The organism is Rossellomorea sp. DUT-2 (assembly GCF_052665285.1).
Window position 1 is genome coordinate 380,738 of record NZ_JBQPEO010000001.1, and the last position, 15,243, is coordinate 395,980.

General features: G+C 39.8%; 17 protein-coding genes and 1 riboswitch. Of the genes, 13 read left to right on the forward strand and 4 right to left on the reverse strand.

All coding sequences use genetic code 11. The annotated features are described in order from the left end of the window. Positions 1-47 precede the first annotated feature (47 nt). The 5 genes from ACOSV2_RS01995 to ptsP all read left to right on the forward strand — a co-directional run bounded on the left by ACOSV2_RS01995 (position 48) and on the right by ptsP (position 4,100). Positions 48-662 (forward strand): ABC transporter ATP-binding protein, encoded by a 615-nt coding sequence (locus ACOSV2_RS01995; RefSeq protein ID WP_428973742.1) that lies wholly within the window; start codon positions 48-50, stop codon positions 660-662. Positions 663-680: 18 nt separating this feature from the next. Continuing rightward, on the forward strand, positions 681-1,463 hold the full coding sequence (locus tag ACOSV2_RS02000) for an ABC transporter permease (RefSeq protein WP_428973743.1): 783 nt from the start codon (positions 681-683) through the stop codon (positions 1,461-1,463). Positions 1,464-1,549: 86 nt separating this feature from the next. Beyond that, positions 1,550-1,813: a hypothetical protein gene (locus ACOSV2_RS02005; RefSeq protein WP_428973744.1), complete on the forward strand. Its 264-nt coding sequence runs from the start codon at positions 1,550-1,552 to the stop codon at positions 1,811-1,813. 299 nt (positions 1,814-2,112) lie between these two features. Further along, positions 2,113-2,379, forward strand: coding sequence for a phosphocarrier protein HPr (locus ACOSV2_RS02010; protein ID WP_098440935.1), 267 nt, complete (start codon positions 2,113-2,115; stop codon positions 2,377-2,379). Next, positions 2,379-4,100, forward strand: a complete 1,722-nt coding sequence (gene ptsP, locus ACOSV2_RS02015; RefSeq protein WP_428973745.1) for a phosphoenolpyruvate--protein phosphotransferase — start codon at positions 2,379-2,381, stop codon at positions 4,098-4,100. The genes ACOSV2_RS02010 and ptsP overlap by 1 nt, the downstream gene beginning before the upstream one ends. Positions 4,101-4,267: 167 nt before the next feature. On the opposite strand, the gene ACOSV2_RS02020 is transcribed toward ptsP, so the two are convergent. Continuing rightward, complete coding sequence (locus ACOSV2_RS02020; protein WP_428973746.1) at positions 4,268-4,942, reverse strand: GNAT family N-acetyltransferase; 675 nt, start codon at positions 4,940-4,942, stop codon at positions 4,268-4,270. A gap of 352 nt (positions 4,943-5,294) precedes the next feature. On the opposite strand from ACOSV2_RS02020, the gene ACOSV2_RS02025 reads away from it, so the two are divergent. Beyond that, a complete protein-coding gene (locus ACOSV2_RS02025; RefSeq protein WP_172655616.1) occupies positions 5,295-5,471 on the forward strand; it encodes a hypothetical protein in 177 nt (58 codons plus the stop codon). 44 nt (positions 5,472-5,515) lie between these two features. Here ACOSV2_RS02025 and ACOSV2_RS02030 read toward each other — a convergent pair whose 3' ends face one another. Next, positions 5,516-6,667 (reverse strand): aminotransferase A, encoded by a 1,152-nt coding sequence (locus tag ACOSV2_RS02030; protein ID WP_428973747.1) that lies wholly within the window; start codon positions 6,665-6,667, stop codon positions 5,516-5,518. 132 nt (positions 6,668-6,799) lie between these two features. On the opposite strand from ACOSV2_RS02030, the gene corA reads away from it, so the two are divergent. The 4 genes from corA (at position 6,800) to queE (ending at position 9,932) form a co-directional block, all read left to right on the forward strand. Next, positions 6,800-7,795, forward strand: coding sequence for a magnesium/cobalt transporter CorA (gene corA / locus ACOSV2_RS02035; protein ID WP_428973748.1), 996 nt, complete (start codon positions 6,800-6,802; stop codon positions 7,793-7,795). A 151-nt stretch (positions 7,796-7,946) separates the two neighbouring features. Next, a riboswitch (PreQ1 riboswitch) is annotated at positions 7,947-7,991 on the forward strand. A 125-nt stretch (positions 7,992-8,116) separates the two neighbouring features. Next, entirely contained in the window at positions 8,117-8,782 is a 666-nt protein-coding gene (gene queC, locus ACOSV2_RS02040) for a 7-cyano-7-deazaguanine synthase QueC (RefSeq protein ID WP_428973749.1), read from the forward strand. After that, on the forward strand, positions 8,779-9,213 hold the full coding sequence (locus tag ACOSV2_RS02045) for a 6-pyruvoyl trahydropterin synthase family protein (protein ID WP_428973750.1): 435 nt from the start codon (positions 8,779-8,781) through the stop codon (positions 9,211-9,213). The genes queC and ACOSV2_RS02045 overlap by 4 nt, the downstream gene beginning before the upstream one ends. Beyond that, positions 9,207-9,932 carry a 7-carboxy-7-deazaguanine synthase QueE gene (queE, locus tag ACOSV2_RS02050; protein ID WP_428974266.1) on the forward strand — a complete coding sequence of 242 codons (726 nt, stop codon included), beginning with the start codon at positions 9,207-9,209 and terminating at the stop codon, positions 9,930-9,932. Before ACOSV2_RS02045 ends, queE begins: the two co-directional genes overlap by 7 nt. Before the next feature lie 39 nt (positions 9,933-9,971). Here the strand turns inward: queE and ACOSV2_RS02055 are convergent, their stop codons facing one another. Further along, positions 9,972-10,172: a hypothetical protein gene (locus ACOSV2_RS02055; protein WP_428973751.1), complete on the reverse strand. Its 201-nt coding sequence runs from the start codon at positions 10,170-10,172 to the stop codon at positions 9,972-9,974. A gap of 206 nt (positions 10,173-10,378) precedes the next feature. On the opposite strand from ACOSV2_RS02055, the gene ACOSV2_RS02060 reads away from it, so the two are divergent. Continuing rightward, positions 10,379-11,281: a chemotaxis protein gene (locus ACOSV2_RS02060; protein ID WP_428973752.1), complete on the forward strand. Its 903-nt coding sequence runs from the start codon at positions 10,379-10,381 to the stop codon at positions 11,279-11,281. 94 nt (positions 11,282-11,375) lie between these two features. Here the strand turns inward: ACOSV2_RS02060 and ACOSV2_RS02065 are convergent, their stop codons facing one another. Beyond that, complete coding sequence (locus tag ACOSV2_RS02065) at positions 11,376-11,843, reverse strand: YkyB family protein (protein ID WP_428973753.1); 468 nt, start codon at positions 11,841-11,843, stop codon at positions 11,376-11,378. Positions 11,844-12,623: 780 nt separating this feature from the next. On the opposite strand from ACOSV2_RS02065, the gene ACOSV2_RS02070 reads away from it, so the two are divergent. Further along, positions 12,624-14,717 (forward strand): sensor domain-containing protein, encoded by a 2,094-nt coding sequence (locus tag ACOSV2_RS02070; RefSeq protein ID WP_428973754.1) that lies wholly within the window; start codon positions 12,624-12,626, stop codon positions 14,715-14,717. Positions 14,718-14,925: 208 nt separating this feature from the next. Next, positions 14,926-15,144, forward strand: a complete 219-nt coding sequence (locus ACOSV2_RS02075) for a hypothetical protein (RefSeq protein ID WP_428973755.1) — start codon at positions 14,926-14,928, stop codon at positions 15,142-15,144. Positions 15,145-15,243: the final 99 nt, after the last annotated feature.

Genomic DNA, 15,243 nt, shown 5'->3' on the forward strand with positions numbered 1-15,243 from the left:
TGCTCCTTTAGGGTATGATAAATGTAAATTTAGGAGAGGTGGAGCTAATGCTGTTTCAAATAGAAAACGTAATATTTAAAAATATAGTAAGCATCGATCATATGGAGATATCCTCAAACCAAACAACCTGCCTCATCGGTGAAAGCGGTGCGGGAAAATCTACTCTTCTAAAATTGCTGAATAAAATGAATCTACCAGATGAAGGAACGATTTATTATAATGAGACTCCTTTACAAGAAATGGACTCTGTAAAACTACGTAGAGAAGTAGTGATGATTTCACAAACGCCCTTGTTGTTCGGGGATACAGTAGAAGAGAATTTGCAGAAGGGTCTTATTTTTTCGGGAAAGCCCCTTGCAAGTCGTGAGGAGCTCATGAGGACACTGGAAATCGTAAAGCTGGATAAACCTTTGGATGGAATTGCTGAACGGTTATCCGGAGGGGAAAGACAGCGCCTGTCCCTTGCTAGGGTGCTATTGATGAAGCCACCTGTCTATTTATTGGACGAGCCAACGTCTGCCTTAGATGAGGAAACAGAGATTGAAGTGATGAAAAGCTTTATCGAAACTGCCAAAGGTCATGGAGCAACCATCGTCATGGTCACTCATTCGACCAACGTTGCCGAGCAATATGGTGAAGAGATCATTACCATAGCAAAATAAAAGAAGGAGAGAGTAATATTGGAAAAAGGCATTATTGATATTGAGCTGTGGAGATTTATAGCAGCATACGTCTTCGTTCTTCTATTGTTATTCATTGTGAAGTGGAGAGGGATTTCCAGGGAGAAGCAGATCATCCTGGCCTCTTTTAGAATGACCATTCAGTTAATCATGGCAGGTTACATACTAACTTATATTTTTGATCACCCAAGTCCGTGGCTTACGATAGGCATCATTGTAATTATGGAAGCCTTTGCCGTCAGGAATGTATTTAAACAGGTTAAATACGAGATGGATAAGAAACTGAAAGGGATTGCGGCCTTCTCTTTACTAATTGGAACACTCATTAGCTTATTCTACTTTAATATGGTGGTGATCCATTTCTCCCCTTGGTACGAACCGAGATATTTCATACCCATTGCGGGAATGATTGTGGGGAATTCCATGACGGGCATCACATTGGGGATCAATACTCTATTAGGGGGATTAATGGATCAAAGAGAAAAGGTAGAAGGTGCCCTCATGCTCGGAGCAACCCCAAAAGCAGCCTCGAAGAAATATGTAGATAATGCCTTTGATGCAGCGATTCTTCCCACTCTCAATAATATGTTAGGGATGGGCATCATCTTTTTACCTGGAATGATGACAGGGCAGATCCTTTCAGGGATAAGTCCATTAGTGGCCATCGAGTATCAGATTGCCATACTTTTAGGCATAGTGGGGAGTGTAGCCTTAACAGTCATCTGCTTTATATTAATGGGATATAAGCAATTATTTACGAGAGATGCCCAATTAAATGTATAAATACCATATAGCACTCCTGTTCTAATCTAGTTTTTTCCTGCATATGATAGAAAAGAATGGAAGGAAAGGAAAGGGGATAGTGCTATATGAATTACCAAACAGAACAGGCGCTAAGAGTGAAGAGTTTAGCCATGGATGTCTTAGAAGAACTAATGAAAGAGGACGGCAAGCATGAGGTACAGGAATTAAAGCAACTCTCAGAATTATTCTCTCGCTGCATATGTGACTTAGTAAACGTATATACAAACACCTCTGAAGATCATGAAATGACACTGAAGGGGACCATCATAAAAGCAAAAATCGGCTACAATATCATGAAGACTAAATCAGAACCGGTAGAAAGAAAATAGTATTATTTTGAATAAAATGACTCATACTAAAGATTCCCTCCCACATTGCTGAGGGGGATTTTTTTTTGATTAAGGTACATGAAATTTTACATAAATAGGTTCATAACAGTGGGAAATTTATGAAATACTAAAAAAATCAAGCTTTACAATTGTGTATCTCTTCATTGCATGCTATTCTTTTTTATTGAACAGCTTTATAGTAGGAATGGATTATTTACTAGAAATAGTTGACGTATTCTACATAATCCATTACTTTAATGAAGCAACCAAAAACAAGATAAATTAAGGAGTCGATTTACATGGCACAAAAAACATTTACAGTTACAGCTGAAACAGGAATTCACGCTCGTCCGGCAACTCTATTGGTTCAAACGGCAAGCAAATTCGACAGCGATGTACATCTAGAATACAAAGAAAAGAAAGTAAACTTGAAATCAATCATGGGTGTTATGTCTTTAGGTGTTGGTAAAGGTGCAGAAATCACAATCATTACTGAAGGTAGCGACGAAGATGAAGCGTTAAACAGCTTACAGGAAACGTTGAACAAAGAAGGTTTAGCTGAGTAATGTCCAGTCTCTTAAAAGGAATTGCGGCATCAAATGGTATCGCCATAGCGAAAGCGTATCGCTTAGTTGAACCCGACTTAAGCTTTGAAAAGAAAAACGTAGACAATGCTGAACAGGAAGTATCACGCTTCCAGGAAGCCATTGCGACGTCAAAGTCAGAGCTTGAAGCGATCCGTGATAAAGCAAGAGAAGATTTAGGTGAAGATAAAGCTCAAATCTTTGAAGCGCATCTTCTTGTCCTAAGCGATCCAGAACTACTGACACCAATCGAAGACAAAGTGAAATCTGAAAATGTAAACGCTGAATTCGCCCTTAAAGAAACAGCGGATATGTTTGTATCCATGTTTGAATCCATGGACAATGAATACATGAAAGAACGCGCCGCGGATATCCGTGACGTGACGAAACGTGTCCTTTCACACCTCTTAGGCGTGCAGATTGCGAACCCTAGCATGGTGACAGAAGAAGTGATTGTGATCGCAGAGGATCTGACACCATCTGATACGGCACAATTAAACCGTGAATTTGTTAAAGGATTTACAACAGATATCGGTGGAAGAACATCCCACTCGGCCATTATGGCCCGTTCAATGGAGATTCCAGCTGTAGTGGGAACGAAATCCATTACTTCCTCTGTTGAAAATGGTGACATGATCATCGTTGACGGATTAAATGGACAAGTACATATTAATCCGACTCCGGAAGTCATCGAAGAGTATAAGAAAGAGCATGCCCGATATGAAGAACAAAAAGCTGAATGGGCGAAGCTTGTCAATGAACCAACGGTATCCAAGGATGGGGAGCATGTTGAACTTGCTGCCAACATTGGGACACCTAAGGATCTTGAAGGGGTGAAGAATCACGGCGGAGAAGGTGTAGGCCTGTATCGTACAGAATTCCTATACATGGGTCGTGATGAATTACCGTCTGAAGACGAGCAATACGAAGCTTATAAGGCTGTATTAGAAGGTATGGAAGGGAAACCTGTAGTGGTTCGTACCCTTGACATCGGTGGAGATAAAGAGCTTCCTTACTTAAATCTTCCGAAAGAAATGAACCCATTCCTGGGGTATCGTGCGATCCGACTTTGTCTGGACGAACAGGATATCTTCCGTACTCAGCTTAGAGCGTTATTAAAGGCCAGTCCATTTGGAAATCTGAAAATCATGTTCCCGATGATTTCAAATCTTCAAGAGTTCAGAGAAGCGAAAGCTATCCTTGAAGAAGAGAAAGAAGCTCTTCTTAAGAATGGTACAAATGTAGCGGAACATATTGAAGTGGGAATCATGGTAGAAATTCCATCCACAGCCGTCATGGCGGATGTTTTTGCCAAGGAAGTAGATTTCTTCTCTATCGGAACCAATGATCTGATTCAGTACACAATGGCTGCCGACCGCATGAATGAGCGGGTTTCCTACTTATACCAACCGTATAACCCTGCCATTTTACGTCTAGTCAAAATGGTGATTGATGCGGCTCATAAAGAAGGCAAATGGGCAGGTATGTGTGGTGAAATGGCCGGAGATGAGATTGCAGTACCGATCTTACTTGGATTAGGTTTGGATGAGTTCTCAATGAGTGCAACGTCCATTTTGAAGGCACGTTCTCAGATCCGTCAGTTGAACCGTGCTGAAATGAAAGAACTGGCAGAGCAAGCACTACAATTAGACACCAATGATGCTGTTATTTCTGCAGTGAAAAAAGCGACATCAATGGAATAAATGTAGGTTTAAAAGGTTGAAATGAGGGTAATATATCTGTGAAGAATAAGGCACACACCCTTTGGGCCTTTTCATTCTCATTTCCCCCTTTCTTGTGGATTGAAGGAACAATATTGTTCTTTCAATCCCTTTTTCTATTTCAGGGAGTACATCATTTTGTAAACGTGCTAGAACCTTGAACTTTTAAAAGGATTTTTCCATTCCATTAAAATCCCATAGTCACATGATTCTTCATCCTTCAGGTACCCTTTAACCGCTTTTAATGGAGTGCGTCCTGTTTGCAGAAGAAACGTAATGACGGGATCCTTGAATTCTCCACTCGTTAATTTCTGAATATATTCCTCAATCGAAAAATCATCGGCCACTTTATGATAGGAAGGAATCCGACCGCCGCCGAGTAAGCGATCCAACTGTAAATGCACCACAATCTCAAACATGGCATTCATCAAGACTTTTCCAAGCTTAAATCCCCTGTAATCAGGGTCGATACATAGATCCACCACATACAATGTATTTCCATTCTCATTGTGAGTCCGGATATATCCATCATCCGTTATGTCTTCCCATGTATGATGCGGCTCTAACGGATCAAAGTCGACAATTAAGCTTGTCATACTCCCCACTAATTTCCCGTCCACTTCCACACACATCGCCCCCAGAGGGAAATGAGACAAATGATGGGCGAGCTGGTCCTTATTCCACCATAATTCTGATGGGAAGGGAGGTGGGAATGCTCTTTTTTGAACGGAAATCAAGTCGTCGAAATCATCCTTGCCATAATTTCTGATAACGGCTTTATAAATTTGATCGTTTCTGAAAACATACTGTTCTTTCATATACATGTCAGAACCTCTCTTCTCAGAATTTACTTGTTTATTATACGTTATGAAAGCGCTTTTTTAAAGTGTTTTACTGAAATAACTTTTCATCTGAAAAAAAGTGAATTTTTTTCAGATGGGCGGTTTATCATTCTGGAAAGCGGGTATTCTATAATTAAGCATGAAATTGGAGATTAATTTCTCACTAACACCCCCTTTTCCTTTTTTTGAACCAACTCAGCTAACTGGGTTGGTTCTTTTTTTGCTATTTTTATACCGGGAGTTGATTCGTATAGCGAAAAAGAAGAAAGCGAATAATAATCTTATGCTGATCCATTGAAGGATAAGCATGATCAATAAAAGGGGTGTAAAAGCAATGGCGAAACGTACAAAAAAGAATGATCCACAACAAAAGAACAAAAAAGGGTTCGATTCTTCTAAGATCAATGCGGAATTTGCCCACGAAATCGGAAGTGCGGCAACAAACAAAATACACAAAGACAAAGCCAAAAAAGAAAAAGCATCTAAAAATAACGGTGAATATAAAGGGTGACATGAAGAGGGACGGACCTTGTTATGCAAGGTCCGTCCCTCTTGTCAGGTTAGGATGAAGGAGTGGATACGGTCGAGTCCTTCTTTCAGCTGTTCCATGGAGCAGGCATAGGATAGTCGGAAGTAACCTTCTCCGAGTTCTGAAAAGGCATCCCCGGGTACGACAGCCACCTTTTTCTCTTGGGCAAGTGCCAAGGAAAAATCAAATGAACTCAAAAGAATCCGATCAGGTATTTTGACGAAAAAGTAAAAGGCTCCGTCAGGTTTGACGATTCCTTCAAATCCCATCCCAACTAATCGGTTGTATACATAGTCCCTTCGTTTTTTATATTCTTTCTTCATATCTACAGCATCATCTTTTCCGGCTGTAAGAGCTTCATAGGCAGCTTTCTGGGAGACGGAAGAAGCACAGGAAACATTGTACTGGTGAACCTTTAGAAGATGCTTAGCAATCGATTCCGGAGCGAATACCAGCCCGATCCTCCAACCGGTCATACTATGTGATTTAGATAAACCATTGACGACGATGGTTTGTTCTCTTAAATATTCGGCAATCGAATAATGCGAATCATCAAAGGTAAGCTCGCTATAAATTTCATCAGCCAACACAAAGATATTTCTATTCTTTAGCAAGTCGGCAATCTCTTTTAATTCTGCTTTTGACAGGCTTACCCCTGTTGGATTGGATGGATAAGGTAATATAATACATTTTGTAGAAGGAGTTAAGCTACCTTCAATAAGAGAGGCATCCAACTTGAAATCATTTTGTGTGATATCAATATGTACGGGATTAGCACCGCAAAGTTTAATGATCGGTTCATAGCCTGGATACACGGGTCCTGGGATAAGGCAGTCATCTCCTTCGCATAATAGCGTTCGAAGGATCACATCGATCCCCTGAGAAGCGCCGTTTGTGACTATGACCTCATTCACAGGGTTATAATGTACATTATATTTTTCTTTTACAAATGAAGCCGCAGCTTCTCGTAATTCGAGGAATCCAGCATTATGGGTATAGGTAGTGAAGTCATCATCAATGGCAGCCTTACCAGCGTCCTTAACATGTTGTGGGGTAGGAAAATCCGGCTGACCGATTGTCAGGGAAATGATGTCGTCTATGTCTGCCACCATATTAAAAAACTTTCGTATACCCGATATCTGGATGTCCTTGACCCGAGGGTTAATATACTGTTCCAATACGTACACCTACTTTAACAATTTGATTCATATTTTATCATTAATTCCAGCTTTTACGTAGTGATTTTGTTTGAATGGTGAAGAAAAAGGGAATGGATAAAAAATAAATAAATGTCAGTTAGGGAGAGCCATATGATTCGAACGAGTATTATTATGGAAAATGGGGAAATAGAACAGAACGTTCCCTTATCCAGAATAAAAGAAAAGGGGGTTAAATGGTATTGGGTGGATTTTTCAGAGCCGACCAGCAAGGATATTCGGTTACTTAAGCTGTATTTTCGATTCCATCCACTTGCAATAGAGGATTGCCTGGACGATTTCAGTCAGCGGGCTAAGCTCGATTTTTATGATCAGTACATATTTGTCCTATTGCATGCCATTAATCAGAAAACCCTTGAATCACACGAAGTAAATATGTTTGTGAACTCAAGTTTTATCGTTACCTTCCATAAACAGCCTGTAAGGGAATTAAATAGTGTATGGGAAAAAGTTCAGCAGGAAGGGGATCAGCTCAGTCCTTTTAAGATCATGCATGGAATCGTTGACCGGTTAGTGGACGATTATTTTCCGCTTGTATATGGGATTGAAGATCGCCTCAATAAAATTGAAGATAACACGAATGAAGAAGCTGATAGTGATTTGATGGATGAATTATTCGATATTCGTCATGATATGTCAAAGTTAAGAAGAACCCTCGTTCCCATGAGGGATTTATTATATCGAATCAGCAATTCTGGCAGATTGAATGCACTCAAAGAAGAGAAGCTCTATTTTAATGATGTGTACGATCATTTAATTAAGCTTGTCGAGATGCTTGAATCGTATCGTGAATTTTCATCTGATATCCGGGATAATTATTTATCCATTAACTCGGATAAAATGAATAATATCATGATGACTTTAACCGTCATTACGACGATTTTTATGCCTCTTACGTTCATTGCGGGCCTGTATGGGATGAACTTTGTCTATATGCCGGAACTCGATGAGCGAAGCGGATACTTTATCGTTCTCGGGGTTATGGGTATCATCGCACTGATCATGTTTGGTTTCTTTATGAAAATCGGCTGGCTCAGGTTCAGCACGAAAAAACGGAGAAAACGAAGAAGGCTCCTTCGTTTAAAATAAGCAGGCTAAAAAGCACGACGGCCGGTTAGATGGAGTCCTGGTCACGATGGAGATAATTTTCCTATGAAATTCCCGTAAACGGTAGATTTTTTTGAGAAAAAACGTTATATTGGTTGATGACAAAAGAAGAAGAATTGGGATTATAGATTAGTCTCGAGAGGTTCTAGCACAACCCTCTATAAAAAACTAAGGAAAACGGCATCCTTAGGTGTCGTTATTTTTTGTTAATGACGGCTTTAAAGCCAATGTTATAGGGTATCACAGAATCTCTTTCTTCTTTTCATGGCAAAAGAGCCTGTAGAAAAGAAAGGAGAACCTTTTATGAACACAGAGAAAGCGTTAGTCGTATTCAGCGGAGGTCAAGATAGTACAACGTGTTTATTTTGGGCAAAGAAAGCATTTAAAGAAGTAGAAGCGGTGACATTTAACTATGGTCAGAGGCATGTTGCAGAGCTGGATTGTGCAAAAGAGATTGCAGAGGATCTGGAAATCCCTCACCATGTATTAGATATGAGTTTATTAAATCAATTGGCACCAAGTGCTTTAACACGGGCAGATGAAGAAATCACTCATCAGGAAGGTGAATTACCGTCTACATTCGTTCCCGGGAGAAATCTATTATTCCTGTCATTTGCGGGCATACTAGCGAAGCAAATCGGAGCGAGGCATATTGTAACAGGTGTATGTGAAACGGATTTCAGCGGCTATCCTGATTGCCGGGATATTTTTGTGAAATCATTGAATGTTTCCCTTAATCTATCCATGGATGATCAGTTTGTGATTCATACTCCACTTATGTGGATCAATAAGGCACAAACGTGGGAAATGGCAGATGATTTAGGTGCTTTCCGTTATGTACAGGAAAATACACTCACTTGCTATAATGGGATTAAAGGCAGTGGGTGCGGTGAGTGCCCTGCATGTGAGCTTAGACAAAAAGGGCTGGAAGAATATAAAAGGGCAAATAAAGGGGGAGAGGGAAGATGATACAACAAATCTACCCGACTCCTGAGCACACTTATGAATTTGAATTAAATAAAGATATGCATTTTGCGGCAGCCCATTATATTCCACATGTGGATGCAGGAAGCTGTCAGGAGATCCATGGTCATACGTACTTTGCCAATATTACGATTGGCGGGGATCAGCTTGATGATTCCGGGTTCCTTATTAATTTCCAACACATTAAAAAGCTGATTCATAAGCGCTTTGATCATAAGGTCATGAACGAAGATGAATTGTTTTCTGCAGAGAACGGCAATGTGTTCCCGACCACTGAAGTTGTAGCGAAAGTGATGTGGGAAATCATTCAGGCTCATTTAGATACACTGCCTCACCAACCTAAATGCCTTCAAGTATTTTTAAGAGAAACACCGACAAGTTACGTCATTTACAGACCAAAGGTGAGACAATCATGAAGAAAATCCCCGTTTTAGAAGTATTTGGTCCAACCATTCAGGGGGAAGGTATGGTAATAGGTCAAAAGACGATGTTTGTTCGAACTGCGGGATGTGATTATAGTTGTTCCTGGTGTGATTCTGCCTTTACGTGGGATGGATCTGCCAAAGAGGACATTCAGCTTATGACGGCTGAAGAAGTGTGGAACAGGCTGAAAGAAGTCGGTGGAAACAAGTTCTCTCATGTAACCATTTCCGGTGGTAATCCTGCTCTGTTGGCTCATTTGAAGGAGCTTATCGACCTCTTAAAGGAGAATGGCATAGCTTCCGCCTTAGAAACGCAAGGAAGCCGCTGGCAGGATTGGTTCTATGATATAGATGACCTGACACTTTCTCCAAAGCCTCCAAGTTCGAAAATGAAGACGGATTTTGAAAAGTTGGATTTCATTGTTCAGCGTTTAATTGAAAACGGCTCACAATTCAGCTTAAAAGTTGTGGTGTTTGATGATAAAGACCTGGAATACGCCACAAAGGTTCATAAACTCTATCCTGATGTTCCATTCTATATTCAGACTGGTAACCCTTCTGTTTACGAAGGAGATACACCAAAGCTTGTGTCAAATCTATTATTGGATTATGAAGCGCTCATTGAAAAGGTTTGTGAGAAGGAAGAATTAAATCATGTGAGGGTACTCCCGCAGCTGCATACTTTGGTATGGGGAAACAAGCGCGGAGTGTGATTGGAAAGCGATTGAAGGAATGTCTTCAATCGCTTTTTGTTATTTTTGAGGGTTTTCACGGTGCTCCTGACTTATTCTCCTTTGTCCTTCGAAATAAGAAAGTTCATCTGGTTCATCTTTTCCATCAGCATTCTTCCCAAAAGCAATAATGGGAAGATTGTTTTGTGAGGGAAGGATGTGGTCACTAATTTCATCAAAATCAGGCAGGTTCCGGTTCTCTAAGTCCCTACGATCGGTCATATATACACCTCCTCCCCTTAGTATGCATAGGGATTCTTTTTCTATAACCACTTAGTTCACGGTATGGAAAGTGAGGGTTGAAAAACGTCTGTTTCCCGGACGGGTGTTACGACTTTTTTCATGATTACCTGTAAACATGTTCCTCGATTGTTCGATATAAGAAGAGTAAGGCAAATACTCATATTTGTATGGAAGGACGAAATTAATTGAATCAATCAAACAGTATTCTTCTTGAAAGCGGGACCAATGAACTTGAGATTGTTGAATTTGAAGTTCATCACAATACATTTGGTATCAATGTCATTAAAGTGAAGGAGATCATTCAACCAACTCCTGTCATCCCTATCCCCCATTCTCATCCTCATGTGAAAGGACTCATTCAATTGAGGGGAGAGGTACTTCCAGTAATTGATATGGCAAGGGTACTGGGAGTGGAAGAGGTGGAAACATCCAAATCGAAGTACATTGTAGCTGAGTTTAATCAACAGAAAGTCATTTTTCATGTACTTAACGTTACTCAAATTCATCGCATTTCCTGGAATCAAATAGAGAAGCCTTCAGAAATGTATTCTGGTGTGCATTCCGGAATAATAGGGGTCATCAAGCGAAACGAATCAATGATCTTGTTACTGGATTTTGAGAGTATCATGCTGGAAATCAATCCTGATACAGGGATCCGGGTGGAACAAGTGAAGAAGTTAGGACCAAGGGAGAGAAGGAATAAGAAAATTGTCGCTGCTGAAGATTCCCCTTTACTCCGCAAGCTTTTGAATGATACGTTGAGTGAAGCGGGATATGATGAAGTTGAGTTTTTTGAAAATGGAGCCGATGCATTCAACTATCTGGAATCACTTGTTGAGGGAAATCATGATATTCAACAGTCAGTTCAGCTTGTCATTACAGATATTGAAATGCCGCAAATGGACGGACATCATTTGACAAAAAGAATCAAAAGTCATTCTAAGCTCAATAAACTCCCAGTCATCATTTTTTCTTCACTGATTACAAATGATTTAAAACATAAAGGTGAGATGGTCGGAGCAGAAGATCAAATCAGTAAACCCGAGATTGCAGATCTGATTTTAAAAATTGATCAACATATATTGTAGAGTCAATTGAGATCGAGGATAATCATAAAGGGTTCAGACATTTGTCTGAACCCTTTATGACATATATGCGTTAATCTGCTAAAATCTTTGAGTATTAAAAGAAGCTATCGCCCAACTTTTTAAAAACAGGTTTTTGATAACTACTCTTCCCGTGCTTAGGTGGCTGTTCATTACGATCAGACATCCCTGTATAATGTTCTAAAATCCCTTTAGCCTGATGAAGTCCCATTTTACATTTAGGATTCCTTAACGATTGATCAAGTGAACCCAGGTGAGGCAGTTCCTTGAAATCTTCTTTTGTTGGAGGGATATGAAAGGTATACTCTCCGCAATCAATCAATACGTCAGATTGTTGTTGACTATTCCTTGGGTTGTTGGAGAAGTGAAGTCCAACTTTCTTCGCCTTACCTTCGCGTATCATCTTCATTAAGGCTCGTTTTTTTAATGAATATAAGTATTTTGGGTTACCTGCTGTTTTCGCATGACGATTCACAGTGAAAATAGCTTGAGAGAGGGTGATTACGGATGTGGAAGAAGGGGTAGATTTACTAGTATTCCTCAAGTTATTGGCTCCTTTCCATTGTATTAATCTTCATTATACCTCCTTTTTAAGGGATTGGAAAGGTACGGTGGGGAGTTTCTTGTTGAAAGTTAGTAATATTTTGACAGGTCCATTTCTATAATAGGAGGAATTATACGTCCCTTAAGAGGATAACACGGGGTACAAAGGCCTTAAAGTGAATGCTGTAGAGAGTAAAAATCATAAAGGCTCTACCTAAAGAATGTAACACATACATTTTCAGGTGAGCCTTATGTTTATCTTTGGGGGTATATATTAATATTCTCTGTAAAGTTGTACGGTGAAGATTGGAAATTGTTTCCTCCGTAGGGTTGTTGGTAAGGAGGGTAAGGATACCCCCCGTAAGGCGGATAAGGTGGATAGCATGCAGGACCGTAGCAAGGTCTGTTGAAAAGGAACGGGCTAATGGCCAACCCAGCTAATCCGCCTACTAAAAACGGTAATCCAAAGAAAGGGAAGAAGCGCTGATCTCCTCCTCTATACTGTGGATAACGGTGATATGGGTAATATGCGTGTTGATACATATACAATAAACCTCCTCTCTCTATTCACATTAGTGTATGGTTCATATCCGAGCTGCGCGCCTGTCTCACCTATAATGGGCAGACGAATGCAGTGGAATGTAGGTATAAAGTAATGTAAATTAAAGAAAATAACGAATATTCTTATAAGAATGTAGGAAATTCTTGGATTAACTAGTAAAATATAATTAGGATACATTATATAGAAAAAATGACAGAAGGCTAAAAGGATGACGAAGCCATGAAATGGACTACTATTATAGACACCAACGGTCAAGATCAACGGGTCCTTGACACGGTATTGAAAGAACTTATTTTGGATCATATACATGATATGATTTTCATTATGAAGGTTGAAGAGGGACCTTCTTTCAGGTACCTATACATAAATGAATCAGCCAAAAGGTACACATCCATTCAGCATGGGGATATGGGACGCCTTTTGGAAGAAGTGGTTTCATTCGAGATGGCCACGGATTTACAGGAGAAATACACCCAACTTGTTCAAAACGGTGAGAGCGTTACCTATCAGGATACTTTTTTTCATACGAATGGAAGTCAGGTTGTGAACGAATCAATACTGACACCCATCAAGGATGGATATGGAAAGGTAGAGTACGTTGTTTCCATTACGAGAGATATAACTTCGTCCATTCTGGAGAAGAAGAAATTAATGAAAGCGAAAGAACGATACAAATCCATTATCGAGCATAATCTGGATGCCATATTCATTCTGGACGGACAAGGTATCATCAAGGAATCTAACGGAGCAGGCTGCTCATTAACAGGCTATTCAAAAGAAAACTTGGTAAATATGAATATCTATGATTTATTTCACTCTCAAAATGAGAAACTCTTGACAGAATCACTAATGCAAACACTAATGGGAACTCCTTCAACGATTGATTATAGTCTTCTTCTTAACGAAGCCGGAGAGGAGAAAATAACTCAACTGAAATTGGTTCCCATCGTCGTAAAAGAAAAGTGTGATGGCTGCTATATTATCGTGAAGGATATAACCAAGCACCATGAACAGAATGAAATGATCCATTATATGGCTCTGCATGATCAATTAACGGGTCTATGGAACAGGAAAGCACTGGATGATCATGTCCCTTTGATCATTCATAATATGGAAGAAAGAGGGATAGAGCTCTCCCTTTTATACCTGGATCTAGATCGGTTTAAATTTGTAAATGATACCCTTGGTTTAAAGGGAGGAGACCGGTTCCTCAAAAAAATCACAGAGCGTTTGGTAACCCTCACGAATGAAGAATGTTTATTATACAGACAAGGAGGGGATGAATTTATTTTTCTGTTGAAGAATAGCGGTTTTGAAGATACCAAGACGAAAGCGAAGGAAATCTTGGCACTTTTCATTGACCCTTTCACTATAGATGAGCAGGAATTTTACATCTCTCCTTCGGTTGGAATCAGCCGTTATCCTGCAGATGGATATGATTCTAATTCACTCATTCAAAAAGCTGCTCAAGCACTCTTTGAAGTAAAAGAAAAAGGACGAGCCCATTATCGATTTTACCAAACGCATATGAAATCAAGTTTTCCGAATTATATCATCATGGAAGCTCATCTGAGAAGAGCCATAGAGAAGGGCGAGCTATACGTCCACTATCAGCCACAGGTAAACTTAGCGACAGGTACCATTGATAGTTTCGAAGCGTTAGTCCGCTGGAACAACCGTAAATTCGGGTTTGTATCCCCTGCACAGTTCATTCCGTTGGCAGAAGAAACAGGCTTGATTCATCAAATTGGCGAATGGGTTCTGGAGCAGGTGTGTATTCAGCTTCAAAAGTGGCGAAACAAAGGATATAAGACGGTACGGGTGGCCATCAACATTTCTCCCAAACAATTTCTTCAAGAGCAATTAGTAGATACCATTGATTTCTATTTATCAACGTATAATCTTCCCGCTTCTTGCATAGAAATTGAAATTACGGAGGGAGCCATGCAGGATACCCAACAAACATTAAAAATGCTGAGAAAGCTTAAAGAGCTTGGTGTGTACATTTCTGTGGATGATTTTGGAACAGGATATTCCTCTCTTCATTATCTGAAACGATTTCCCATTGACATACTGAAGATCGATCAATCGTTTGTGAAAGAGATTGGTTTGAATCAGAAGGATTCTGCCATAACGACTACCATCATCCATCTTGCACATAGCCTGGGTCTTGAAGTGATTGCAGAAGGTGTGGAAAGAGAGGGACAAGTTGACTTTCTTAAAGAGGCGAACTGCCAAAAAGCTCAAGGCTATTTCTTTAGTAAACCGATCGGCCCGAAGGAGATCGAGCAGCAGCAATTTGTTCTTATGTAACGTTCTTGCCCCACTATTTGAGGTAGCCATGATGATACGTTTTATTTTCATTCTTTTCCCATACGTCTGGAAATAGCGATGAAATGTTTGACAGAGTAGTTCCTATGACTTATTTTAAAGTGAGGAGAGTAAAAGATTCATAGACAGGCATAAAAGATCGAAATCCATGTGAATCAGAGTTCCGAATGCTTTATAAAGGAGAGGGATTATGAAAAAGACAAAACGTATGGAAATCCTATTTCTCCCTACCGAAAGAGGAACGATTAAAGCATATATTTATGGCTTTAAAACTCCTCGATCTTTAGGTCGGGTAGTCGTTTCATATAATGATGTTTCTATTGAGGCAAAAGGATATAGAAGAAACAAAACCATTATTAAAGCGTTGGCACAATTACACGATACCATTGTTAACAATCCGGATAGCTGATTTTTCAGACTGATTTTTAAGAAGAAGATATTTTCTTAAAAATCAGTCTTTTTTATATTTAAATTGGTTGCAATGCATCACTATATGATAAAATTGTGA